At 38.1% G+C, this 24,590-nt stretch carries 27 protein-coding genes; 19 read left to right on the forward strand and 8 right to left on the reverse strand.

Annotated features, from left to right (window positions below; genetic code table 11):
* The first annotated feature begins 55 nt into the window (after positions 1-55).
* The 3 genes from CHB66_RS02390 (at position 56) to CHB66_RS02400 (ending at position 3,771) form a co-directional block, all read left to right on the forward strand.
* On the forward strand, positions 56-2,491 hold the full coding sequence (locus tag CHB66_RS02390) for an outer membrane beta-barrel family protein (protein WP_089237622.1): 2,436 nt from the start codon (positions 56-58) through the stop codon (positions 2,489-2,491).
* Positions 2,492-2,575: 84 nt separating this feature from the next.
* Complete coding sequence (gene rnhA / locus CHB66_RS02395; protein WP_089237624.1) at positions 2,576-3,049, forward strand: ribonuclease HI; 474 nt, start codon at positions 2,576-2,578, stop codon at positions 3,047-3,049.
* A gap of 8 nt (positions 3,050-3,057) precedes the next feature.
* A complete protein-coding gene (locus tag CHB66_RS02400) occupies positions 3,058-3,771 on the forward strand; it encodes a tRNA1(Val) (adenine(37)-N6)-methyltransferase (RefSeq protein ID WP_089237626.1) in 714 nt (237 codons plus the stop codon).
* Here the strand turns inward: CHB66_RS02400 and CHB66_RS02405 are convergent.
* A complete protein-coding gene (locus CHB66_RS02405; RefSeq protein WP_089237628.1) occupies positions 3,761-5,092 on the reverse strand; it encodes a saccharopine dehydrogenase family protein in 1,332 nt (443 codons plus the stop codon). The two genes, CHB66_RS02400 and CHB66_RS02405, sit on opposite strands and share 11 nt — an antisense overlap.
* Before the next feature lie 137 nt (positions 5,093-5,229).
* Here CHB66_RS02405 and CHB66_RS02410 point away from each other — a divergent pair, with 137 nt between their 5' ends.
* From CHB66_RS02410 to CHB66_RS02420, 3 genes are all read left to right on the forward strand, one after another.
* Positions 5,230-5,712 (forward strand): cytidine deaminase, encoded by a 483-nt coding sequence (locus CHB66_RS02410; RefSeq protein ID WP_089237630.1) that lies wholly within the window; start codon positions 5,230-5,232, stop codon positions 5,710-5,712.
* A complete protein-coding gene (locus tag CHB66_RS02415) occupies positions 5,712-6,350 on the forward strand; it encodes an alpha/beta hydrolase (RefSeq protein WP_089237632.1) in 639 nt (212 codons plus the stop codon). The genes CHB66_RS02410 and CHB66_RS02415 overlap by 1 nt, the downstream gene beginning before the upstream one ends.
* Before the next feature lie 83 nt (positions 6,351-6,433).
* Positions 6,434-6,871, forward strand: coding sequence for a UPF0158 family protein (locus tag CHB66_RS02420; RefSeq protein WP_089237634.1), 438 nt, complete (start codon positions 6,434-6,436; stop codon positions 6,869-6,871).
* Positions 6,872-6,943: 72 nt separating this feature from the next.
* On the opposite strand, the gene lipA is transcribed toward CHB66_RS02420, so the two are convergent.
* Entirely contained in the window at positions 6,944-7,822 is an 879-nt protein-coding gene (gene lipA, locus CHB66_RS02425; RefSeq protein WP_089237636.1) for a lipoyl synthase, read from the reverse strand.
* Positions 7,823-7,883: 61 nt separating this feature from the next.
* On the reverse strand, positions 7,884-8,615 hold the full coding sequence (locus CHB66_RS02430; protein WP_170932413.1) for a hypothetical protein: 732 nt from the start codon (positions 8,613-8,615) through the stop codon (positions 7,884-7,886).
* A gap of 67 nt (positions 8,616-8,682) precedes the next feature.
* Here CHB66_RS02430 and CHB66_RS02435 point away from each other — a divergent pair, with 67 nt between their 5' ends.
* From CHB66_RS02435 to sdaAA, 5 genes are all read left to right on the forward strand, one after another.
* Entirely contained in the window at positions 8,683-9,087 is a 405-nt protein-coding gene (locus CHB66_RS02435; RefSeq protein WP_089237638.1) for an OsmC family protein, read from the forward strand.
* An 88-nt stretch (positions 9,088-9,175) separates the two neighbouring features.
* Positions 9,176-9,724, forward strand: a complete 549-nt coding sequence (locus CHB66_RS02440; protein WP_089237640.1) for an RNA polymerase sigma factor — start codon at positions 9,176-9,178, stop codon at positions 9,722-9,724.
* Positions 9,705-11,096 (forward strand): outer membrane beta-barrel protein, encoded by a 1,392-nt coding sequence (locus tag CHB66_RS02445; protein ID WP_089237642.1) that lies wholly within the window; start codon positions 9,705-9,707, stop codon positions 11,094-11,096. The genes CHB66_RS02440 and CHB66_RS02445 overlap by 20 nt, the downstream gene beginning before the upstream one ends.
* A gap of 9 nt (positions 11,097-11,105) precedes the next feature.
* On the forward strand, positions 11,106-12,056 hold the full coding sequence (locus CHB66_RS02450) for an FKBP-type peptidyl-prolyl cis-trans isomerase (protein ID WP_089237644.1): 951 nt from the start codon (positions 11,106-11,108) through the stop codon (positions 12,054-12,056).
* Between the two features lie 103 nt (positions 12,057-12,159).
* Positions 12,160-13,068 carry an L-serine ammonia-lyase, iron-sulfur-dependent, subunit alpha gene (gene sdaAA / locus CHB66_RS02455; RefSeq protein ID WP_089237646.1) on the forward strand — a complete coding sequence of 303 codons (909 nt, stop codon included), beginning with the start codon at positions 12,160-12,162 and terminating at the stop codon, positions 13,066-13,068.
* Here the strand turns inward: sdaAA and CHB66_RS02460 are convergent.
* The 4 genes from CHB66_RS02460 to CHB66_RS02475 all read right to left on the reverse strand — a co-directional run bounded on the left by CHB66_RS02460 (position 13,057) and on the right by CHB66_RS02475 (position 16,456).
* On the reverse strand, positions 13,057-13,515 hold the full coding sequence (locus CHB66_RS02460; RefSeq protein ID WP_170932414.1) for a hypothetical protein: 459 nt from the start codon (positions 13,513-13,515) through the stop codon (positions 13,057-13,059). The two genes, sdaAA and CHB66_RS02460, sit on opposite strands and share 12 nt — an antisense overlap.
* Positions 13,512-14,435 (reverse strand): calcium/sodium antiporter, encoded by a 924-nt coding sequence (locus tag CHB66_RS02465; RefSeq protein WP_089237648.1) that lies wholly within the window; start codon positions 14,433-14,435, stop codon positions 13,512-13,514. Before CHB66_RS02465 ends, CHB66_RS02460 begins: the two co-directional genes overlap by 4 nt.
* A gap of 3 nt (positions 14,436-14,438) precedes the next feature.
* Positions 14,439-15,089 carry a uracil phosphoribosyltransferase gene (gene upp / locus CHB66_RS02470; RefSeq protein WP_089237650.1) on the reverse strand — a complete coding sequence of 217 codons (651 nt, stop codon included), beginning with the start codon at positions 15,087-15,089 and terminating at the stop codon, positions 14,439-14,441.
* Between the two features lie 68 nt (positions 15,090-15,157).
* Positions 15,158-16,456 carry an OmpA family protein gene (locus CHB66_RS02475; protein ID WP_089238059.1) on the reverse strand — a complete coding sequence of 433 codons (1,299 nt, stop codon included), beginning with the start codon at positions 16,454-16,456 and terminating at the stop codon, positions 15,158-15,160.
* A gap of 173 nt (positions 16,457-16,629) precedes the next feature.
* On the opposite strand from CHB66_RS02475, the gene CHB66_RS02480 reads away from it, so the two are divergent.
* The 7 genes from CHB66_RS02480 to CHB66_RS02510 all read left to right on the forward strand — a co-directional run bounded on the left by CHB66_RS02480 (position 16,630) and on the right by CHB66_RS02510 (position 22,677).
* Positions 16,630-17,538, forward strand: coding sequence for an aminopeptidase (locus tag CHB66_RS02480; protein ID WP_089238061.1), 909 nt, complete (start codon positions 16,630-16,632; stop codon positions 17,536-17,538).
* Between the two features lie 88 nt (positions 17,539-17,626).
* The gene (hpt, locus tag CHB66_RS02485; protein WP_089237652.1) at positions 17,627-18,154 is read left to right on the forward strand and encodes a hypoxanthine phosphoribosyltransferase; all 528 of its coding nucleotides are present in this window, start codon (positions 17,627-17,629) and stop codon (positions 18,152-18,154) included.
* A gap of 65 nt (positions 18,155-18,219) precedes the next feature.
* Positions 18,220-18,792: an adenylate kinase gene (locus CHB66_RS02490; protein ID WP_089237654.1), complete on the forward strand. Its 573-nt coding sequence runs from the start codon at positions 18,220-18,222 to the stop codon at positions 18,790-18,792.
* Positions 18,793-18,877: 85 nt separating this feature from the next.
* Positions 18,878-19,870 carry a GTPase ObgE gene (obgE, locus tag CHB66_RS02495; RefSeq protein ID WP_089237656.1) on the forward strand — a complete coding sequence of 331 codons (993 nt, stop codon included), beginning with the start codon at positions 18,878-18,880 and terminating at the stop codon, positions 19,868-19,870.
* 71 nt (positions 19,871-19,941) lie between these two features.
* Entirely contained in the window at positions 19,942-20,538 is a 597-nt protein-coding gene (locus tag CHB66_RS02500; RefSeq protein ID WP_245812658.1) for a nucleotide exchange factor GrpE, read from the forward strand.
* A 6-nt stretch (positions 20,539-20,544) separates the two neighbouring features.
* The gene (gene dnaJ, locus CHB66_RS02505) at positions 20,545-21,654 is read left to right on the forward strand and encodes a molecular chaperone DnaJ (RefSeq protein WP_089237658.1); all 1,110 of its coding nucleotides are present in this window, start codon (positions 20,545-20,547) and stop codon (positions 21,652-21,654) included.
* Between the two features lie 135 nt (positions 21,655-21,789).
* Positions 21,790-22,677: a hypothetical protein gene (locus tag CHB66_RS02510; protein WP_089237660.1), complete on the forward strand. Its 888-nt coding sequence runs from the start codon at positions 21,790-21,792 to the stop codon at positions 22,675-22,677.
* 59 nt (positions 22,678-22,736) lie between these two features.
* On the opposite strand, the gene CHB66_RS02515 is transcribed toward CHB66_RS02510, so the two are convergent.
* Complete coding sequence (locus tag CHB66_RS02515) at positions 22,737-23,207, reverse strand: Dps family protein (RefSeq protein WP_089237662.1); 471 nt, start codon at positions 23,205-23,207, stop codon at positions 22,737-22,739.
* Between the two features lie 145 nt (positions 23,208-23,352).
* Between CHB66_RS02515 and CHB66_RS02520 the strand changes: the two genes are divergently transcribed.
* On the forward strand, positions 23,353-24,585 hold the full coding sequence (locus CHB66_RS02520; RefSeq protein ID WP_089237664.1) for a sensor histidine kinase: 1,233 nt from the start codon (positions 23,353-23,355) through the stop codon (positions 24,583-24,585).
* The last annotated feature ends 5 nt before the right edge of the window (positions 24,586-24,590 follow it).

The raw sequence follows: 24,590 nt of genomic DNA on the forward strand, positions 1-24,590 counted from the left end.
AAAATAAAATATTGATATAAGAAAATTTTAAGCCAACTATAAAAAATACCAAATCATGAGACTTATTTTACAATATTTATTAGTGCCATTGACTTTTTTGGGTTCAATCCAGCTTCAAGCACAAGAATTTGAAATAAAGGGAAAGGTGATAGAGGCCGAGAGTTCTGATCCTTTAGAGTTTGCCAATATAGCTTTATTGTCACCTACCGATTCTGCATTGGTCACAGGAGGAATGAGTGAGCTTGATGGTACTTTTTCCTTTGTTGCTCAGTCTGGTGAGTACCTACTTAGAGTTGGGTTTATAGGTTATGAAAGCAGATTTAGAGCAATTACCATAGGTGGTAAAGATGTTCTCAATGTCGGAAATGTAAGGCTAAGAAAAGATGCTCAGAATCTTGAAGAGGTAGTTGTAGAAGGAGTTACTTCAATGTTTGAAAGTGATATTGATAAGAGAAGATACAATGTTGAAAATAGCATTGTAGCAGAAGGTGCTACTGCTTCTGAATTACTTGGAACATTGCCTTCTATTCAAGTTGATGATGAAGGAGGAATTTCGATGCGAGGAAGTGGAAATATTCTGATCTACATCAATGGACGCCCATCTAACCTATCAGGTGATGATGCAGAAAGTGTGCTTTCTCAGTTTCCTGCTAATAGTATCAAATCCGTTGAACTGATTACTAATCCTTCTTCCAGATATGATGCTGCTGGGGTAGGCGGTATTATCAATATTGTCCTAAAGAAAAATGAAAGAACAGGTCTAAATGGACAAGTGAACGCCTCTGTAGGGACGAGAGATAAGTATAATGCGGGTATTAATATGAATTATGGTACAAAAAAAGCAAACTATTACTTGTCGTATAATTGGCAAGATAGAAGACTTTTTAGAGAAAGTGAAGGTTTTAGACAGAGCAATCTGACAGGAGTATCTCCAATTCTCGATCAGGATTCTTACCAATTGAATAGAGATATCAATCATTTGATCAGAGGCGGGGTGGATTGGAACTTGTCAGGAACAAAAGTCTTGGGAATATATGCTCAGGGTAACTTTAGAGATCGGACAGGTATGGAGACACTCAATCAAAGGAACCTTACCTTGACACAAGATTTGGATAGCTTATTTGTAAGAAATATCGAACAGGATCGTTCGAGTACCAACTTTGAGACGGGGATAAGTTATGCGGTGGATATAGATACTTTAGGACAACGGTTTTTCACCTCTGCTTCCTTTTCGAGAGACGAGCGCCTTCAAGATGAAATATTCAATCAATTGTTTTTTAATCAACAAAATCAAGAAGTGCCAAGCAATAGAATTCTTCAGCTGAATGAAAGACCACAAACGAGCAACCTTTATGTTTTGCAGGTTGATTATGAAAAACCTTTTCTGAATGGTGGAAAGATGGAAGCTGGTCTAAAAGGAACTTTTGGAGAATGGGATAGATCTCAGTTTTTTTCAGAAGGAAATGAAGACAATGGATTTATACCTCAATTGAATGATTTTTTCAGTGATTCATTTAATTTCAAAGAAGATGTGTACGCTAGTTACTTTAGCTATAGGAACAAACTTGGGAAGTTAGGCTATCAAGGAGGACTCAGAGCGGAGTACACAGAGACGATTTCGAGACTGGCCAGTACAGCAGATCCATTTGTGAATAATTACTTCAATCTTTTCCCAAGCGCTTATTTGAGCTATGAACTTGGTCAGGAAGAAGAGTTTACAGCCAATTATAGCAGAAGGATCAATAGACCTGGGATATGGTCTTTGGCACCAATCTACGGTGTGAGTGATTTATATAATTTGAGTATTGGTAATCCTGAACTTCAACCTGAATTCACAGATTCTTATGAATTAGGCTATATGAAAGGATGGGAGAAGTACTTGATGAATGCGACTGTCTATCACAGGTATTCTACTGATGTACAGACAAGAGTGGTGCGATTAAATGATGATAATGTAGCAATTCAATTGCGAGAAAATGCTAGCAGCAGAGCAAGCACTGGGTTTGAAGTAATCAATCAGTTCCAATTTACACAGTGGTTTGATGCTACTATTTCAGGTAATTTTTTCTACTCAGAGATTAGAGGAGATAATATAGAGGCTGGATTTAATAATTCTAACTTCTCTTGGACGGTAAATACCTTATTGAATATGGCTATACCTAAATTTGCGACCATTCAAATCCAAGGTGATTATAGAGGACCAATTGTTTTGCCACAGGGAGAGATAGAGCCGCTATGGGGTGTAAATTTGGGGATTAGAAAAGATGTCCTAGACAAAAAGGCAACTATAAGTCTCAATGTTAGCGATATCTTCAATACTAGAATATTCAGGATTCAGACGGCAGACCAGAGATTTACCCAAGAGCGTTGGTTCAACAGGGAAACAAGAATTGGGACTTTGGCTTTCACTTATAGATTTGGGGGATTCAAAGAGAAGAAGAATGGTAGAAATGGAGGAGGTAGAGATGATTTTGATGATGCTGATTTTTAATTTGAGTCATAAATCCGAAGGTTTAGCTTTCGGATTTTTTATTTAAAGGGCTGTTAATTGTCTCGAACTCCCTTTCTTTGTACCATGATTACTATCTACACTGATGGAGCTGCAAAAGGAAATCCTGGGCCAGGGGGATTTGGGACTGTTCTTTTGTATAAAGAACACAAAAAAGAACTTTCTGGAGGATATAGGCTTACTACAAATAACAGAATGGAACTCTTGGCAGTGATCAAAGGATTGGAAGAGCTCAAGGTAACTGGAATACCTGTTTCCATTTATTCTGATAGCAAATATGTGGTAGATGCTGTGGAGAAGGGCTGGGTTTGGTCTTGGCAGAAAAAAGGATTTAAAGACAAAAAGAATGTGGATCTCTGGAAAAGATATATTCCTCTTCACATGAAGTTCAAACCTAAATTCATTTGGGTCAAAGGGCATGCAGGAAATCCACTGAATGAAAGATGCGATCAACTGGCGGTAGCAGCTTCAGAGCAGTCAAAGCTGCAAATAGATGAGGCGTATGAAATAGAGAAGAAACAAAGTTCAGGACTTTTTTAAGTTGAAAAATGGGGAATACTGTTTTTAAATTCAAGCAGTTTGAAATGTATCAAGATCGCTGTGGGATGAAAATCAGTACTGATGCGGTGGTCTTAGGTGCCATAGCAGAAGAGACTTCAGTTAAATCTATACTAGATATTGGTGCTGGAACAGGAGTGATTAGTTTAATGCTTGCACAGCGTTTTACAGAGGCTTCGGTTCAAGCAGTGGAGTTGGATGAAGAAGCCTACCTTCAATCATTAGAAAATGTAAAAACTTCGCCTTTTTCCGATAGGGTCAAAGTCTATCATGCAAGCTTTCAGGATTTTGCTCTAGAAAAATCCGCGCAATATGACTTGATTGTGAGCAACCCACCTTATTTTCCAGATCATCTAAAGTCCCAGGATCTGCAAAGAAACCAAGCTCTACACAATGATAAACTTTCATTTGAAGATTTAGCTAAAGGAGTAGCAAGGTTATTAAATCAAAAAGGCTCTTTTTGGGTGATTTTGCCACCGAGACAAATGGAAGAGTTCAGCCATGTTTGCTCACAAAAAAAATTATTCCCTATATTCAATTTGAAGTTGAGAGATAAAGCAGCCTCTAAGGTTATCAGGGAGGTACAGGCTTTTTCTTTTGATCAAGTAGAAATAGAAAAAAGAGAGCTCTATATCAAAAATATTGATGGTAGTTTCGCTCTCAATTATAGGATCCTTTTGCAGGATTTCTTGACTATTTTCTAATTTCTTCTTCTTGAAAAATAATTCCTTCTTGTTCTAATGCATTGAGGATAGGCTGGTAGATTTCTGGATAGATAGGAATTTGTAGTCCTTTTGATTTGATCTTTCCCTCTAAGAATAAGTCGACTGCTATCGCCAAAGGAAGCCCAACAGTCTTAGCCATAGCAGTATACTTTTGATTTTCACCTTTACAGACTAAGCTTGATTTGATAGTTTTATACCCGTTTTCAGTTTTAATTTCAAATAAGTGCTGCATGACAATCATGTCTCTATCATTCGGTTTCAATTTCCACTTTTCCTCTAAGATCACTTGCAAAATTGCGGCAGGACTACCTTTAAGCATTGGTAATTCTTCATCGTCCAATAGACCTAGCCAGGCTATTTTCGAAATTATTTCATCTGTGACCCAAGGGAGAAGTTCTATGATTTTGATTTCGATTGATTTTTCATCATGGTAGGGTAGAAAAGAGTTGACAAACATCCGCTTTGTAAATCCATTTGGCAGATCCATTTCGAAGCTATCATCAGTCATTCCCAATTGTACAAAAACATCCCAACTTTGGCAGAATCCCACCCTTCGTAAAGTCCCTCTCAGCATCGTAGGAATGTCATCTAGTCCATAGATTTTTCTGTAGCTGAGCGAATCGCGATTAGGATATCCATCAAAATCCCCTACATCTTCAAAAGAGATAGTCTCCAGTCTTTTGAATAGCATATGGTAAGGCACATACTTATATTTCCCGTTTCTAATAAATCGTGATACACCTTGGCCTGCCAAGACAACATTCCTGGGGTTCCAGGTGAATTTATACTTCCAGGGGTTATCCTCACTTTCAGGCGCCAAAATTCCTCCAGTATATGATTTGAATCCAAGTATTTCATTGCCTTTGGCTTGTTCCTGATGGATAATTTTCATGGCGGACATGTGGTCCACTCCAGGATCTAATCCGCACTCATTGAGAAATAACAAATCTTTGTCATTGATTTGGCTTGATAGTTTTCTCAATTGATCTGATTCATAGGAGGCAGTAAAGAAATGTTTTCCCAACTCCAAACAATCATTGGCAATTACTGCGTGTAGAAATGCTGGCAGCATAGAGATTACTACGTTTGCCTTTTGGACTATTTTTTTTCTGTTCTCTTCATCATGTAAGTTTATTGCTACTGCCTGGACATGAGGGTTGTTTTTGGCCTTCTGAGCTGCAATTTCAGTATTTATATCGGCTAGGATGATGTATCGATTTTTCTTTAAAGCAGTATTTACCAAGTATTCAATCAAGTATGTGGAGGATTTTCCCGTACCTATGATCAATAAAGTGTGCATAGCAAAAAGGTGTTTGGCTTGTATATATCGAAGATGTGAAAAATGGGCGACTGTAAAAAATCCCAGCTAATATTTCCGCAAAAAATAACATTTGAGCATATTTTTTTGTTAATTCAATCCCTTTTTAGAAAATCAAAATGACAAAAAAAATAGAAATAAAAGTTTCTTTACAGGTTTTTCCAAAGCCTGAATGGACTAAGGAAGATGGAAATTTGATTGCTAGAGCCGAGCAAATTTTGGAAAATGCACATGCCCCTTATTCCAACTTCTTAGTAGGGGCTGCACTGCTTTTAGAGAATGGAGAAATTTTTGTAGCGAACAATCAAGAAAATGTGTCTTTTCCAGTGGGGGTTTGTGCGGAGCGAGCAGTATTGAGCTATGCTATGGGCAATAGGCCTCAGGTCCGACCAGTCAAATTAGCCATAGTAGCTAAGCGGCGTCAAGATGCAGAATTAGCCACAGTTACGCCTTGTGGTCTATGTAGGCAAACGATCAATGAATACGAGATGAAGTTTGGGCATCCAATAGAAATCCTTATGCTCAACCCTGCTCAAGAAATTCTGAAAGCTTCTGGTATAGATCAATTACTTCCTTTTAGATTCAATGACTTGAATAGCTAATGAAGCAGCAGATTTCGTATCAAGCTACAGCCTTTTATCACCTCTCTCAAGAGCCCACTGGAAAGGAGCAGGAGATTTGGATAGTTTTCCATGGTTATGGGCAATTAGCTGAATTTTTTCTTAGAAAATTCAAGGATTTTTTTGCTAAAGATCGCCTATTCATTGCTCCTGAAGGAACGAATTATTCTTATTTGCAAGGGTTCCAAGGTAGAGTTGGTGCCAATTGGATGACGAAGTATGAAAGAGAAACAGCCATTGAAAATAATCACAGGTATCTGAATGCATTGCTGAATGCCCATCTTAAAAACTACTTCTCTCTTCCCAAACTCAAAGTTTTGGGATTCTCCCAAGGTGCAGCCACAGCAAGCAGATGGGTAAGCCAGTTAGATTACCCTCTAGATTCTTTGATTTTATGGGGTGGAGGATTTGCACATGACTTGAAGTGGGATGGGTTTGAGGAGAAATTTCAAAAAACTAAAATACATGTTGTTCTTGGAAATCAAGATGACTTTATTACTCCAGAAAGTATTCAAAAACAAGAAGAACTGATTCGAGTTATCAACGTAGAAGTCGAGAAAGTTACCTATTCAGGAGGCCATGATTTGCATTTCCCTACTTTAGAAAAACTTATCAAATAGAAATTAATCAAAGGGTCATCTTAAATAGTTTGATTTTAAGCATCAGTTACTTAATTTTCTAAAAATTTTATATCCAACCCATAATGTTAACCCTGACCGGACAAGAAATTGAAAAAATTGCAGGCTTACTGCAAAAGGGCATGATCTGTTTTTACCAATTGAACAATAGAAAAATACATCATTTGCCCGATGATGAGGATTATTTCAATTATGACCTTACTCCAGAAGAGGAAGATGTCTTAGATGAAATAGACGATAATCCTGACAATTATGCTGAATTCACCAAGCTAGAACCAAATCAGGAGCATCAAATGATGGAAACTTTTGTTGATCGCGTAGTCAAAGAAAAAACCTTTCAAGACGAATTGGTCAATGCACTAAGCAAACCAAAAGCAGCTACAGCCTTCAAATTCTTGATAGACGATTCGAAGTATAAGGATAGATGGGCAGAATATAAGCTTGACAAGTATAAAGATTGGATCCTTGAGCAAGTTGATGCTTTCAACTATGCAGATGAATAAAAACAAAGGGCTGTGAAAATCACAGCCCTTTGTTCTTTATATTTTTTTCTCTCTTTTGAAATCGTGTGTTTATTAAACGTTTACATGTCTCTCAGCATGGTAAGAAGACCTTACCAATGGCCCTGACTCTACATACTTCAAGCCTCTCTTTAATCCTTCTTCTCTATACATAGAGAAAGTGTCTGGGTGAATGAATTCGGCAACTTCAATATGCATTTTAGTAGGTTGAAGATATTGGCCCAATGTAAGGATGTCACAGCCATGCGCCGCTAAATCATCCATCGCTTTGAATACTTCTTCTTGTTTTTCACCTAGTCCGAGCATGATGCCCGTTTTGGTTCTTTTGCCATACTCCTTGGTAAGTTTGATCTGTTCCAAAGATCTTACATATTTTGCTTGAGGCCTTACTCTTCTATAGAGGCTTTCTACGGTTTCCATATTATGAGATACCACTTCTTGTCCTCCACTGATCATCCTATACAATGCATCCCAATTGGATTTTACATCGGGAATTAAAGTTTCAATGGTAGTCTCAGGAGAAAGATTTTTTGTCTCCACCACTGTTTGATACCAGATTTCCGCACCTCTATCCTTTAGTTCATCTCTATTCACAGAAGTGATCACAGCATGCTTGACTCCCATCAGCTTGATCGCTTCTGCTACTCTCCTAGGTTCGTCTATATCATACTCAGGTGGACGACCTGTCGCTACTGCACAGAAAGAGCAAGAGCGGGTACAAACATTTCCCAAGATCATGAAAGTGGCAGTACCTGCGCCCCAGCATTCTCCCATATTGGGACAATTACCACTTTCACAGATGGTGTGTAATTTATGCTGATCTACAAGCTTTCTGACTTTGGCGTATTCTTTTCCTACAGGCAATTTCACCCTGAGCCAGTCAGGTTTTTTTCTTTTGGTTGCCTCTTCGGAAATTACTGGTAATTCGATCATCGCTTTTTCTTATTGATGGAGCAAAATTAAGGGTTAATGAAATAGAAACCCAATAGATTCCTTACTTCCTGTAGCCGTAGTATAAAGTGAAATAGGCAGATTGGAAAATCTGTCTATTCTCAGTTGTCGGCATCAGTTCGATTTCTTTGTTAAAACCCTCTAATTGGTAACCTAGTTCCAATCCAATGGCGCTAGATTTAAATGTACCGAACTCAAAGAAAAGAGCAGCCTTTGCATTGGCTCCAATAGCAAGCTCTGATTGACTCAGCCCTTCAAAAATTCTTCCTGGTCCCAGTATATTGAATCTACTCTGATGAACTTCTGGATTGTATTGTTCTCTGACAGTCTCAAGTCTGCTCACCGCATATTCTACATAATAGGGAGCAATCAAGCCTATCGAAGGCCCTACAGCGGCTAATGCAGATATTTGCACACCTTGTTGTGGTGCCTTTTTGAAAAACACAATCTCTCTTCCGTAATAGGGGCGTATGGAATATAGATAATTGGATTTTCCAAAAATATAGGAATTGCCTAAAACGGTATTGTACCGCACTTCTTTTGGGTTTTTGACATTGGCTAGGTCTAAACCAAAAAACTGATATTTATCTTCTTCAATTTGAAAACCTGCTTTGATTGAAAGCCCTCCGATCAATCCACCATTCGTGTTTTTATTGATGCCAAAAAATAACTCTCTTTCGTAGTCATAATTGCCAGCACCCTCTCTCTGGGCTAGACTGACAAGACTGATCATTGCCAAGATGCCTGTAAATAGATATTTTAATCCCTTTGTCATAGTTAGTCAGGAATTTAACGCTAATTTTGGTTCTAAGTTATTTAACCGATAATAAAAGTAAGAGTTTATGCCAACTATAAAAAGTTCATACTTAGGAAATCTCAGAACTGAAATGGAACATCTTCAGTCTACTACCAAAGTACTTACAGATGCCCCTGTAGATAATAATGGCAAAGGAGAGGCATTTTCCCCTACAGACCTCGTAGCGGCAGCCTTAGGGAGCTGTATGGTGACGATCATGGGTATCGTAGCAGAAAGAGAATCGGCTCCTTTGGATTCATTATCTTGGGAAGTCACTAAAGTAATGAGTGCTAATCCTAGAAAAATAGCTGAGATTATTGTTGATTTTTCGTGGGAAAGCCCTGTACAGGATGAGAAAATCCTTCAAAAATTGAAGAATGCTGCAAAAACGTGTCCAGTTGCCTTAAGCTTGGATCCTACGATTAAGCAGACGATTAATTTCAATTTCTGATTTTCTTTTCAGTATTTTTTTTCTCTTGTAGCACTTTGGCTGATTCTTGCGTCTCGTATTTGAAGCAGGAAATAATTAATTCTATTCCTTGGAACAGCACCTGATAGAAAAAGCAAAAAATGGCGATGAAAAGGCTATAGAAATGCTTTACAAGCAATTCTATGGCTATGCTATGAGTATTGCGCTCAGGTATTCTAACTCAAGAGATGAATCCTGTGAGATCGTCAATGATAGCTTTATGAAAATGTTTGACAAACTCCATCAATATAATGAGGAAAATTCCTTCAAGGGGTGGTTTAGAAGGATCTTAGTCAATACCTCAATTGATTATTATAGAAAAAATGTCAAGCACTTTGCCATAATGGATATAGATCAACTAGAAGTAGAAAGTTTAAACCCAGAAGTGATCGATCACCTTTCAAAAGAAGATATCCTATCCCTCCTTAGAGAACTGCCCGACATGCTCAGAATTGTATTCAATATGTACGAAATAGAAGGTTTTGCGCACAATGAAATCGGGGACCAACTAGGGATTCCCGCTAGCTCTTCGAGAGGCTACCTAGCTAGGGCTAAACAATGCTTAAGAGAAAAAATCAATGCTGTAAACCAAATCAACAATGAAGGAGCAGTTCGATAAAAAACTTTCAAATAAAATAAAAAGTACTTTTGAAGACCATCAAGAGCCTTTTGATCCGCAAGCTTGGAAAAGCTTCTCTGCTGCTTATTTCAAGACAGGTGCTTCTAGTGGTAGGTCCGTTTGGAAATGGTGGCTTTCAGGGATAGCTGCTTCGATTTCTTTGGCTTTCATAGTTTTTGCTTTGCTTCCTACTGGAGATTTTTTAGAAAATGGTCATCAAGTTAATGAAAATAAATTGCTTACTCAAGGTGATTTGACTGATACAATTAATGCGAAAAATGATGATATACCACAAGACAAAGAAATAAATAAGACAGTCCCTGCTGATAGTCCCAAGTTAGTGAACAAACAAAGATTGAGTGATTCAGATAAAAATATTGATCCTATTTCAAATAATTTAGCAAATGCATCAAGTAAAGCAGAACAACCTCATGGTTCGCTTATACAAAATAATAAAGATGACTTATTGGCGTCAAATCAAAAAATTGAAAAAGTCCCAGACTTTAAGTTTGTAAGCCCAGATGATTCATTGAAGCAAATTTCTTTGATAGGTTTAAAGTTAAATGCCTCAAACCCCGCAAAGCTAGACCTAATGAGCTCCAAATTGATGGCAGATGAAAGTCAGTTAGCTGAAAAAACTATTCAAAAATGGCTAGAAGAGGCAGCTAATGCCGATGACAGAATTGTTGATAATCAAAGTCAACAAAATTTCAGATTAGGACTTTTGTTGGCACCTCAATCCATTTCAAATGCCACCCAAAATTTAAATATTGGTGCAGGTCTTATGTCAGAGCTTTCTTTTTCCAATAGGTTGAAGCTCGATCTTGGACTATCTTATGCTCGACATAGCATGAATCCAGCTGTCAATTCTCAAGTTATTGCAGCAAATAGCGATTTTGTACAAGCTGCAGATAGTAGATTAGCAAACTTTAGCAATAATTTTGTCAATGCTTCCTATGAGCTTAGCTTTGGTCAACTTGAGCTCCCTATCAACTTGAAATACAAAATTATTGAAAGAGATAAAGCAGATATTTATTTGATTACAGGCGTATCCAATATGGTGTATTTGAATCAAAGAAATACAGGAACTTTTACGACGGCTAATTTCAGTGCTGTTGGGTTGATGACTGGAGATCAGACTATTCAGAGATTTACTGAGACAGCTACGCCTAGTGATGTAACGGATGGTACTGGATCCAGTGTGGGACAGCTGCTTAATTTGTCTTTTGGATATGAACACAATCTAAAAAATGGCACGTTTTTGTCATTAGAGCCTTTCTATAAAATGTCTTTAGGAGGACAGACTTTCATCAACCAACAATTCGGTATCGGAGGGCTTAATCTTAGAATGAATTTTCAATTTAAAAAGTAAGTATACTATATGAAAGTACTAAAACTGTCAGCCATGATATTGATGCTGGCGACAATGGTAGCCTGTTTGCCTGATAATGACTCCGATTACGAGAAGATTGTAGAAAGGGATAATCGACTTCTTAGGGATTATTTAGATAGAAATGGCATCAATGCTATTGAAAACCCATTAGGTTTTTTTTATCAAAAAGTAGAAACCAACGATATAGGGAATCAGATAGTAAACAATGATGTTATCGGGATTTATTATGAGATCAGAACTACTGACGGACAACTGATTGATTCCTATTTTGATGAAAATAAGAGGCCAAGGTTATATAAGCACAATGATGGTGGATTGGTCCCAAGAGTCATCAATTTTGCTTCGGGAATTGCAAAAGAAGGTGAGACTTTGATGATTTATTCCCCTTCATACTTAGCCTACCAGCAATATAGTTTTGAACAACTGATTGTCGAAAATTCAAATCTTGTCATCAAAGTGAAATACGCCCAAGTTTTTGATAATGATGAAGTCAAAGCCATGGAGCAAGAAGTCATTGAAGATTATTTGACAGATAATGAATTAGAAGACTTTGAAATCACAGACAACGGTATCTTTATCAAAATTATCGGTGAGGGAGATGGTGAAAAAACAGCTGCTTCTGGTGATATTGTGGCATTTGAATTTGAACTAAAACAACTTGGTGAGGATACAGCTATTTCCAAAACGAATAATAATTCGCCAATTACAGCCAGAGTAGGAGAGCAAGGAAACTTAGATTTTCTTAATCAGGTTTTGAAAGGGCTCAAGGCGGAGCAAGAAATTGAAGTTTATGTGCCTTCACACCTTGCTTTCGGAGGCTCCACACAAGTCTTTCCTTTTGCTATCAGAAGAGATTTGTTTCTTAGAGGAGCATTAGGAATTAGCGCAAGACCCTACGAACCAATTCATTTCAAAGCAAAGATTAAAGAAGTTAGATAAACTTTTAATCCCCTCGATTTGAGGGGATTTTTTTATTATTGACATCCTTTTTGTTTTATGCCTTACATTTTTGAATTTTGTTCCTATATAAACCCAAATGAATATGAGCTTTCTTTTTAATAGTTTCAAAGAGTGGAAACAATATTGTCTTGATCATGATATGAACTTGTACGAGGCTGTCATTGAATATGAAACAGCCCAAAGAGGAAAGGAGGAACAAGCGATATGGGATGGTCTTTTGTCAGCATATCAAGTAATGAAAGATGCTGTGGAGACGGGCTTGAGGGAGGAAATGACTTCTAGATCTGGTATGATCAATAATGGAGCGAAAAAAGTATACAAGCATCCGGTTGCAGTGCTGTCTCCAGAATTTCAAAAGTTAATTGCCAGAGCTTTAGCTGCAAAAGAAGTGAATTCTTGTATGGGAAGGGTAGTGGCAGCACCTACCGCTGGAGCTTCTGGAATTCTACCAGGTACTCTTTACACTTTGCAAGAAATCCATGAATTGCCAGATAGATCTATATTAGAAGGATTACTTATTGGAGCTGGAATAGCCTTGATTATCGAGGAGAAAGCCTCGCTAGCAGGAGCAGTAGGTGGTTGTCAAGCAGAAACAGGCTCAGCGGCAGCTATGGCGGCTGGGGCAATGGTTTACTGCTTAGGAGGAAATGTAGATCAGATCTTCAATGCTGTCGCGATTACAATTCAATGTATGCTTGGCTTGGTTTGTGACCCTGTAGCAGGCTTGGTAGAGGTTCCTTGTGTAGTGAGAAATGCCAGTGCGGCAGCCATTGCCAATAGTTCGGCCCAGATAGCCTTGGCAGATGTCAGTGCAGTAATTCCAGTAGATGAATGTGTAGATGCTATGGGTGAAATCGGTGCAAGCATGGAGAGCAAATACAAAGAAACTGCGATGGGAGGCCTTGCTGCCACCTTGACAGGTCAAAATATTTCGAAGCGGGTTTTGATCCAGGATATAGAAATGCTTCCCGATGAAGATCTACCTGAGTAAATCCCCAATCATAGGGATATTGAGAATTTGTCGAATGCTTGCCCCAAGTAAAGTTGCCCAAAATAGGCCGCTAATAAACATGTAAGTAAATACTTTTTTCTTCTCAACGCGAAAGGCTGTCATAACAATAGTACCACCTACTGGAGTGAGAAACATGGGAGTAATGGCTGCAATACCAATTGGACCAAATTTTTGCCAAATTTTAACGATTCTTCTTGAGCTTTTGGAGAATCGTTTTTTCTTTTTCTGAACATTGATTGTCCAGTTTTTATTGATCCACTCTCCTAAGTATGTTAGAGAAAACACAGTAGTCATCAAGCCTCCAACTGTGACTACAATAATTTCCCATAAGCTATAGCCTGCTGCAGAACCTAATATTGGCCCTGCTACAAACTTGAATAAACAAGAAATATAAATAACTAAAAATTTGATCAAATATTCTATCATAAAATTGTATAGATATAAACTAAATAAGCGAATAACAAGATTCCACCTTCTATCCTTGAAATATTAAGCTTCGTTTTGAGAATAGGGAAGAGTAGAAGCGTCAATCCAATCATCCAAAGAAAATCACTTTTTAAGAATAATTCGGAAACAGGGATAGGTTGCACTATTGCTGTGATACCAATAATACCTAATACATTCATAATATTGCTACCAAGAATATTACCGATAGCGATATCAGTTTTTTTATTGATTGCTGCAATGATAGAAGTTGTAAGCTCAGGTAAACTCGTTCCAATAGCAATGACAGTGATTCCTATGACCCTTTCACTCACACCAAACAGTCGTGAGATTTCTACTGCAGAATCTACAAATAAATCCGACCCAAAATATAGTCCTAAAATTCCAATAAGGATCAAGGAAATAGCTTTTATACTATTGCCTGCTATAGTGGTTTCTTCGAATGAATTTATAGTATTTGTTCCTTTAAGTTTTTTGTAGATGTAGAGGTTGACAGCAATCAATAGAACTGTAAGTATAACCCCTTCTAATCTAGAAATTTCTTGATTGAGAGCAATTAAATAAAATAAAATTGAGGAAGTGAGCGCAAAGAAATAGTCAAGTTTGATAACAGAAAGGTGTAGGACAATAGGATAAAGAATAGCACTTATTCCTAGGACTAAGGTGATATTAGCGATATTGGACCCTACGACATTCCCAATTGCGATGTCACTTGTCCCTTTAAGAGCGGCATTGACACTGACAAGCAACTCTGGAGCGGAAGTACCAAAGGCTACGACAGTCAGTCCAATCAAGCCTGCACTAAGCCCTAGCTTTACAGCTATTGCAGAAGCTCCATCTACCAAAAATTTACCTCCTAGTAAAAGGATAATTAGTCCTAAGATAAGAAATCCATATACCATCTCTTACAATTTTTGTCCGAAAGCCAAGTCTCCAGCATCTCCTAAGCCTGGTACAATGTAGGAATTGGGATTAAGCTTCTCATCTAAAGCACATGTCCATAATTTATAAGGAAGATTGATATTTTGTTTTAAAAAGTCCACACCTTCAGGAGCAGCGATTACTGAAGCAATATGGATCATTTTTGGAGTTCCATTTTTTTTGAGATTTTCAATGCTCTTTAAAAATGATTTGCCTGAAGCCAACATAGGGTCAATTAATATTACTTCTTTTCCCTCAATATTTGGAGCAGCTTGATATAGCAAACTGATTTCTATTTCCGCTCCGTCTTTGACCTCCTCTGTCCTATAAGCTCCGATAAAGCCAGAATCAGCTTGGTCATAAATATTTAAAAACCCTTGATAAAAAGGCATAGCTGCTCTCAGTACACTGATCAAAACAGGTTGATCAGAAATCAGATTTAAACTAGTTTCTTTCAAAGGGGTTGTAATTAATTCTTGTTTAAAGCTAAGGGATTTAGAGATTTCATAGGCTAATAATTCCCCGAGTCTTTCTAGATTCTTTCTAAATCGAAGTCTATCATTCTGCACTTTGATATTCCTAATCTCTGCCAAAAAGGTATTGGCTATACTGTTTTGCTGATTGAGTATAAACATAACTATGAAATTTGGGCATAAAAAAACCCGACCATAAAGATCGGGTTTTATATTGAAATATTAGAATCTTATTTTACTTCGAAGCTAGTTCTTCTTGCAAGTTGACGAGCATCAGCAGATCTCTTATCTACACTAGTGTCTTCGCCATATCCTTTGTAAGAAAGTCTAGAACCATCGATACCTGCAGCGATCAATAAATCATATACAGACTTAGCTCTTCTTTCAGACAACTTCATGTTGTAATCTTCTGGACCTAATTCATCAGCATATCCTTTGATTTCAAGGCTAACACCTGGATTTCTCTTCAAGAAGTTAGCTACATAGTTTACAGATGATGCAGAATAACCTAGCGGCTTAGCGCTATCAAAAGCAAAGTAAACGTTCACATATCCTTCGTTGATTGCTTTCTTGAAGTAATCAACTTCTTTAACTTCTTCGATTGGACAACCATCATTAGATGCAGGCCCTGGAGCGAATGGACACTTGTCTAAGTGATCAGGAATACCATCACCATCAGAATCCAAGGTTCTACCATGAGAATCAACTCTAGCACCAGCAGGAGTATTTGGTTCTTTATCTAGGTAATCTGGAACTCCATCACCATCAGAATCTTTCAACATATCCTTGATCTCACCAATCTGAGAAGCAAGTTCTTCTTTTGTTGCATACTTATCAGCTGCGATATACCAATCTGCATGAGTCCCTTTGCTTCCAAGATAGAAGCTAAGACCCAATGTACCTGTCCACCACTGAGCTCCCATTCCATAGAAACCATTGTTGGTTGATGGATTTACCATTGTAGCTCTTGTGATATTAGATGCTCCGTCGAATGCTGTAGTTTGTCTACCATTCAAGATTGTAGTGATGTCAGCATTCAAGGCAACTCTTTCAGATAATTTCACCTGACCAGTAAAACCAGCTATGAAATTGTAAACGTTGTCGTTGAAACCAGCATTTGCATTCTCCTGAGGATTAACTTGACCAATACCAGCACCAAAGTGGCCTAATAAGTTTACTCTTCTTGTGAATGATTCCCAACCCATAATTCTACCAAGGTTTGCAACACCTTGAAGGTTTGCTCTCCAATAGTTGGTTGAGAATGATGGGCTAGATGTATCTGAAGCCTCACTGAATGAACCGAAACCATAATCTAGTTTCGCACCGAATTTCTCGTTGAACATGTATCTAACCCCTAGGTCAGCATGTCCAATGTTTAACGTTGGAGACAAGAACCCTTGAGTCAAAGGAGCCATAGGCTTGTTAAATCCACCGTTTACTTCGAGAGACCACCTGTTGTAGTCAGTTTGGGCGTTTACTCCTAAAGTAAGCGCGCCTGCCATTAATGTAGATAGTAGTAATTTTTTCATGATAAAAAGTTTTTTTCCAAAATTTTGAGTGTTTAATTGATTTGATTGCAAATTTATAAACTTTTACTTTTACACAAATGTATATTTAATTTTTAATTCTTTAAACTTTATTCCAATTCTTTTAGAATTTTCACCCTAAATTCGCCGATAATTCTTCATAAACAATGCCAAAAATGAAATTTTTAAAAGATTTATTTGACATCAGAAGTGTATCAGGAGATGAATCTGAGGTGTCTCAATTCCTTCTCAATACCATCCTACAACGCAAAGACTCTTGGAAGGTTGCACCAATCATCTATTCTGGTGAAGAATTTCATGATTGCATTCTTTTGAAATTTGGTAGTCCTCGCACAGCCGTTTTTGCCCATATTGATACCATTGGATTTATGTCACGTTATGAAAATCAACTGGTTACAGTAGGCGGTCCCGAATTGGTTGATGGTATTTCCTTAGTAGGTGAAGACAATATGGGGCCCATTGCCTGCAAATTAAAAATTTACAACGGGGATCTCTTCCATGACTTTCCTCGCGCTATAGAGAGGGGTACTTACTTGTCATTTGAACAAAACCTTAAATTAGAGCAAGATTTTATCCAAGGAGCTTACCTTGACAATCGATTGGGTATATATAATGCTTTGGAATTATGTGAAGAATTAGAAAATGGGTGGGTGGTTTTTTCTACTTATGAAGAACATGGAGGAGGAAGTATGCCTTTTCTTTTGGATTTTATCATGAAAAATGATCCGATCAAGCAAGCTTTGATTTCAGACATTACCTGGGTCACAGAAGGTGTAGGACATGGAGGAGGTGTGGCTATTTCTATAAGGGACAAGTATATTCCAAGAAGAAAATTTCTAAATAAGCTCATAGCGCTTGCCATAGAGAGTGGCATAGATTATCAGCTTGAAGTGGAAGATGCAGGAGGTAGTGATGGAAGAGAAATACAATTTTCCAACTATGCTATAGATTGGTGTTTCATTGGTGCACCAGAAGATAATGTGCATTCTCCAAATGAAATAGTTGCCGTCCATGATTTACAATGCATGATCGCTATGTATAAATATTTAATGACTCATCTATAATGGATTAGCAATGTTATACATGATTCAGAATCATTTTTTTCTATATTTGTAATGCCCTTCCAATAAAGGGCATTTTTATTTAGTCAGAATGGTGAAAATTATAGACAAGGAATTCGTTCCATTTATAACAGCTGAAGCAATTGATTCAAGACTCCAAGAAATGGGGGAAATGATTTCTAAAGACTTCAAAGATGACAATCCAATCATTTTGGGTGTTTTAAATGGAGCCTTCATGTTTTTATCAGACTTAGCAAAATATATCAAAATTCCAGCTGAGATCTCTTTCATTAAAGTATCCTCCTACCAAGGGATCAGCTCTACTGGTGAAGTAAAAGATTTGATAGGTCTTGATGCTAAGCTACAGGGGAGAAAAGTAATAGTCGTGGAGGATATCATTGACACTGGTTTGAGCATGACTCATCTGCTCAAAAAACTAAAAATAAATCAGCCAAGTCAAATATCAGTAGTAACTTTGCTTTTCAAACCAGAGGCACTGAAACACCAACTGAAAATTGATTACATAGGATTTGAAATCCCAAATAAATTTGTTGTAGGTTATGGGCTTGATTATGATGGTTTTGGGAGGAATCTCCCAGCAATTTATCAACTGAAATAAAATATATTGTCAATTCAAAAAGGACAGTAAGTAACTATATTTACAAAATTCCAAAAGTATTCGTTATGCTTAACATCGTATTGTTCGGCCCTCCAGGTGCTGGTAAAGGAACCCAAAGTGAGAAGCTGATTGAAAAATATAACTTGACTCACCTGTCTACTGGTGATTTATTTAGGAAACATCTAGGAGAAGGTACGGACTTAGGAAAACTTGCTCAAAAGTTCATGAACGAAGGGCGCTTAGTGCCTGATGAAGTGGTCATTGGAATGGTTCAAGAAAAAATCAAAAGTACGCCTAATAGCAAAGGTTTTATTTTTGATGGTTTTCCAAGGACAGTAGCTCAAGCAGAGGCTTTGGATGTAATGTTAAAAGCTTTGGGGATGAAAATCTCTGGTATGATCGCTTTAGATGTGCCTGAAGAAGTGCTTAAAGAAAGAATTAGAGAGAGAGGGAAAACTTCTGGTAGGGTAGATGACCAAGATGAAGCAAAGATTGCAACCAGAATCAAAGTATATCTGGACGAAACTTTACCTGTAGCTGGATTCTACGAGAAACAAGGTAAACTGACCAAAGTATATGGTGTAGGTACAATCGATGAAATCTTTGAAAACATAGCTGAGGTAATTGATCAGTATTAATAATCAAATTATTGCTAACTTTGCAATCTCAATATTTTGGCTAAGCTTTCAGGCTTAGCCTTTTTTATTACCAATCAAGAAAAAAGTGGCAGATTCCAATTTTATAGATTATGTGAAGTTTTGCTCCCGTTCAGGAGCAGGAGGGGCAGGTTCTGTTCATTTCAGAAGGGAAAAGCACGTGCCCAAAGGTGGCCCTGATGGAGGGGACGGTGGTCGTGGCGGTCATATTATTTTGAGGGGTAGTTCTCAATTGTGGACATTGCTCCATTTGAAATATAAAAAGCACGTCATAGCAGAGGCGGGAAAGAATGGTGAAGGTGGTCGAAGAAAAGGAAGAGATGGACAAGATATCATTCTAGAGGTTCCATTGGGAACAGTCGCTAAAGATGCCGAAACAAGAGAGGTGCGATTTGAAATCACCGAGGACGGTCAAGAAGTCATCCTGACCTCTGGTGGAAGAGGTGGGCTAGGAAATGATCATTTCAAAACAGCAACGAATCAAGCTCCCCATTTTGCGCAGCCAGGAGAAGAGGGGATTGAAGAATGGATCATTCTTGAACTGAAATTATTAGCAGATATTGGATTAGTGGGTTTCCCGAATGCAGGAAAGTCAACCTTGCTTTCAAGTATCTCAGCTGCCAAGCCTGAGATTGGGGACTATCCATTTACAACTTTGGTTCCTAATCTTGGAGTGATTCCTTACAGAGATGATAAATCCTTTGTGATGGCTGATGTCCCCGGAATCATTGAAGGAGCAGCAGAAGGTAGAGGTCTAGGGATTCGTTTTCTAAGGCATATTGAAAGAAACTCCATACTCTTGTTCATGATACCTGCTGATGCAGACAGTATACAAGGGCAATATGATATCCTGCTTGGAGAACTCGAAAAGTATAATCCAGAATTGCTTGATAAAAAAAGGCTTTTGGCGATTACCAAGGCTGACATGCTAGACGAGGAGTTGATGGAGCAGATGCAAGCAGATGTACCTAAGGACATCCCATACATCTTCATATCTTCTGTGAGTCAGTACAATTTAGATAAATTGAAAGATATGCTTTGGCAAGCAATCAACGATTAAGCTGTGTCAGAATGTCAGTTTTCTCCTTATGGCAAGCATATTGATTCCTAGCGAAAGCGTATCATTGTATGATGATGGATCAAGTAGTAAAAAAAGAAAAGTATAGTATGGATAAGGAAAATATCACCTCTGAGGCTGAAGATTTAAAAAACTTGGAAGAAAATCAGCAGGAAGAAGTAGTAGAAGATAAAGTAGAGGATCAAGCTGATGAATTGTCAGTTGAAGAAAAATTGTCAGCAGAGGTTCAGGAATTGAAAGATAAATACCTGAGGCTTTATTCTGAATTTGATAATTTTAGAAGGAGGACTGCCAAAGAAAAATTGGAATTAATCAAAACAGCTTCAGAAGAAATGATGTCTGCGATTCTACCTGTGGTTGACGATTTTGAGCGGGCTTTCAAAGCAAACGAATCAGAAGAAGATGCAGCAAAGGTCAGAGAAGGCAATCAATTGGTCTTTAATAAATTCCAAAAGGTACTTGAAGGTAAAGGTCTGAAGGTAATGGAAGGTTTGATCGGCGAACCATTTGATGCAGATACACAGGAAGCAATCACTCAGATTCCTGCTCCATCTGAAGAGATGAAAGGAAAAGTGATAGATGTAGTAGAAAAAGGATACACACTTGGCGATAAAGTGATCAGATATGCCAAGGTGGTCATTGGAGCATAAGATACCATGGCAAAAAGAGATTATTATGAAATCCTTGGCATAGCCAAAAACGCTACCCAAGACGAAATCAAAAAAGCTTACAGAAAACTCGCGATACAATATCACCCAGATAAGAATCCCGACAATCCAGAAGCGGAAGAAAAATTCAAGGAAGCAGCGGAAGCTTATGAAGTCCTGAGCAATCAGGAAAAAAGGCAACGCTATGATCAGTTTGGTCACCAAGGCTTAGGTGGTAATGGCGGCTTTGGCGGTGGAGGGATGAATATGGATGACATTTTCTCCCAATTCGGTGATATCTTCGGTGGAGGAGGAGGCTTTGATTCTTTCTTTGGTGGAGGAAGTCGCGGAAGAAGAACCAAAAAAGGAACCAACCTGAGAGTCAAACTGAAACTCAATCTCAAAGAGGTTGCCAATGGCGTAGAGAAAAAAATCAAAGTAAAACGCCATGTTTTAGCAGATGGGGTGACTTTTACAACATGCTCTACTTGTCAAGGTACTGGTCAGATTAAGAAGGTAGTCAACACCATGCTTGGTCAGATGGTCTCGGCAAGTACTTGTCATGTATGTGGTGGAAATGGTCAGATTGTAGACAAAAAGCCAGCTGAAGCAGACGCTAGAGGCCTGATCCTCAAAGAAGAAGTAATTGCTATCAATATACCCGGAGGGGTTGCTGATGGCATGCAACTGAGTATGTCTGGCAAAGGGAACGAAACAGCTGGAGGAATTCCTGGTGATCTATTGATAGTCATTGAAGAAGTTGAAGATGATATCTTGCAAAGAGATGGCAATAATGTGGTCTATGACTTGTATGTGAACTTTGTAGATGCCGCTCTAGGAGCGCAAGTAGAGGTGCCAACCATAGATGGTAAAGTGAAGATCAAACTTGATCCAGGTACTCAAAGCGGTAAAATGCTTCGACTTAAAGGAAAAGGGATCAAGGATATCAATGGATATGGTAAAGGGGATCAATTGATCCATGTCAATGTTTGGACACCTAAGCAACTGAGCAAGGAGGAAAAACAAATATTAGAAGGTTTGAGAAATTCTGAAAATTTCAAACCAGACCCAGGAAACTCAGAGAAGAGTTTCTTTGATAAGATGAAAGAATTCTTTTAAGGAAATTGCATTCTGAAGATTGGTAGCGGGGTCTGCAATCTGTTTTTCAAATCAGAGATTTATAAAGCTGGAAAATTTTCCAGCTTTTTTTTGTCTTATATAAACCTTTTGCTTTCGAAAGCGTAATTTACCCGTATGTTGAGAGTATTGTGTTTATTGCTTTGCCTGTCATTCTGGAGCAAATCACCCTTAATTGCCCAGATAAGCAAAGAATTTGCAGTAGAAGAGCGCCATGGGTACAACCTTGTACATGTTGATTTCAATGTGTATAAAGGCATCACTGATGTCAAAAGAAAACATGGAGATAGACCCATATATATTCAATCCCATCTTTCCAAAGTAAATATTTTGCCATCTTTCTCTCACGAGATAAAAGATGGAGTGCTGAGGGCACAATTGCATCACAGAAATGTAGAGTCAGAAACACTAGGGAAAAGCCTATCCTACAAGCTCTTTTCCAGTGATAATGAGGATTTTGATCATAAATGGGATTTAGGACTCAGCTCTAACCATCTTTACGACCTAAACTTGTATTTTGGAGTCGGTAAAGCCAATTTAGATTTTTCCAATATCCCAGTATCCAACTGCACCATCAGGTCAGCAAGTGCTGATATCAAGCTTGATTATTCTAAGAGAATTGCTAATTCTGTCACCATGGATACCATGGTAGTAGCCATCAACATGGGCAACTTGGATGCTTATAATATCAATTATGCCAATGCAGAGAACATGTTTTTTGAAATCAACTATGGCACACTCAACTTGTCTTTTTCTGAGGGGGTGATTCACGATTTGAAAGTATCAGCTGTCATCGGTGCTGGCAAAGTCAACCTCACCCTTCCAGATCAAAATCAGCCTTATAGACTCAAAATTAAGTCTACACCTATGTGTAGAACAAGCCTTCCTGCTTATCTCAAAGACATCGGAGATAAAACATACGTGAGTAAAGCCTACAAAGCAGACGCCCCAGATTTGGTAGATATGGTGATTGATATTTCAGTGGGGTCTTTGGTTGTTAAATAAAAATTAAAAGGCGACCTCAAAAAGAGGTCGCCTTTCTTTATGGTATACTAACAGTTGGATTATTTCAAATAAGCGGAGAGCATCCACACTACTTTCTCTTTACCAGTAATGTATTCACTCATCATGGATACGGTACCCTCGTCATTTTGTTCAGCAGCGATTTCCAATACCTCTCTTTCTAGGCTTAATAGTGTATTGAGGTTGTCTCTGACGATTTCCACCATTTCCTTGGCTTCATGTATTTCCTTAGCCTCTTTGATTGCTGCATGGTTGATGTATTCTTCAAAAGAGGAAAGCGGCCTGATACCCAGTGTCAGAATCCTCTCTGCGACCTCATCTATCCCGAGATTAGCTGCATTGTACAATTCCTCAAATTTTGCATGAAGCTCAAAGAAGTTTGGTCCAGTTACATTCCAGTGGAAGTTCCTGAGGTTTTGATAGTAAATTTCATAATTAGCCAAAAGTTCGTTTAGTTTTTTGGCTAATACTTTACTGTCTTTTATTTCTAATCCTATATCGTTTGTGTTCATTTTATTATATTTTTGGTTTTAACATTTCCTATAGATCAAAATTGACGCCAAGTAACGCAAAAAGTATATTTTGTCTGTTTGATAATATCTATGGTCAAATTGAGTTCTCTATAGTGTTACGCCCAACCATCAGAATTGTTACAAAATGAAGTACACCCTTCAGGAAATTGCCACGCTGGATTTCTATCAAAATAAAAACAGGATCAAATGGCTGATCTTCATCTGTTCCGTTGTGATTAGCTTTGGCTCCATATACTATACCAATGATTTGGTGGAGGAGCTCAAAGACCGTGAAAAAAGACAAATTGAATTACTTGCCCGTGCTTTGGAGTATGCGGCCATTTATACTGACAACTTGACATTTATCAATCAGGAGATCATTCAGCAAAATAATTCTATTCCATTGATCATCATGGATGAATTTGGAAATCCAGGTGAGTTCAAGAATATCAATTTTGGTAAGAAAACATCTCAAGCTGATCAAGAGGAAATCCTAAGAGCCGAACTAATTAAGATGCGGGATCAATATGAGCCTATACAGATGGAAAACGGTTCTTTTATTTTTTATAGAAATTCTGAATTGCTAACCTCGCTCCGTTTTTATCCTTACGTGCAATTGGCTGTGATTTTGGTTTTTGGAATCTTAGCCTATGCTGTTTTTAATCAGTCCAAAATAGCTGAACAAAACCAGGTATGGGCAGGATTGACAAAGGAAACTGCGCATCAGCTAGGTACCCCTATTGCTTCATTGATGGCTTGGATAGATTACCTGAAGAATTCTCCCGTCTGGGATGAAAACAAAGAAGTCATCCAAGAGATGGATAAGGATGTAGTCAAGCTCAGGATGGTCACAGAAAGATTCAGCTCAATAGGGAGTAAGCCTGTGATCCAAACCGAGAATGTCTTTGGGGTGGTCGATGAGGCCATCGCTTACCTTCGTCCGAGGATAAGTAGTAAAGTAGAGATCAAAGTCAATGGCTATTCGAGAGATATTGAAGCCATGATCAATAAGCCACTATTTGAATGGGTAATAGAAAATATCTGTAAAAATGCGGTAGATGCTATGCGTGGTCAAGGCCAAATTTCAATTGAGATCATCAAGGAGAGTGAGCAATATGTGGTCGTAGATATTACCGATACAGGCAAGGGAATGGAGAAAAGCATGTATAAGAAGGTCTTTAATCCCGGTTTCTCTACTCGTAAAAGAGGCTGGGGGCTTGGACTAACGCTAGCCAAAAGGATCATAGAAGGCTATCACCAGGGGAAAGTATTTGTTAAAAATTCTGAAATAGGCAAAGGAACCACATTCCGAATCGTGCTCAATGGCGTTCCAGAACAAATGACGGAAGTCAAAAAAGATGATTTTTTCAAGTTCTAATAGAT

This window comes from Belliella buryatensis (assembly GCF_900188245.1).
Lineage (GTDB): Bacteria > Bacteroidota > Bacteroidia > Cytophagales > Cyclobacteriaceae > Belliella > Belliella buryatensis.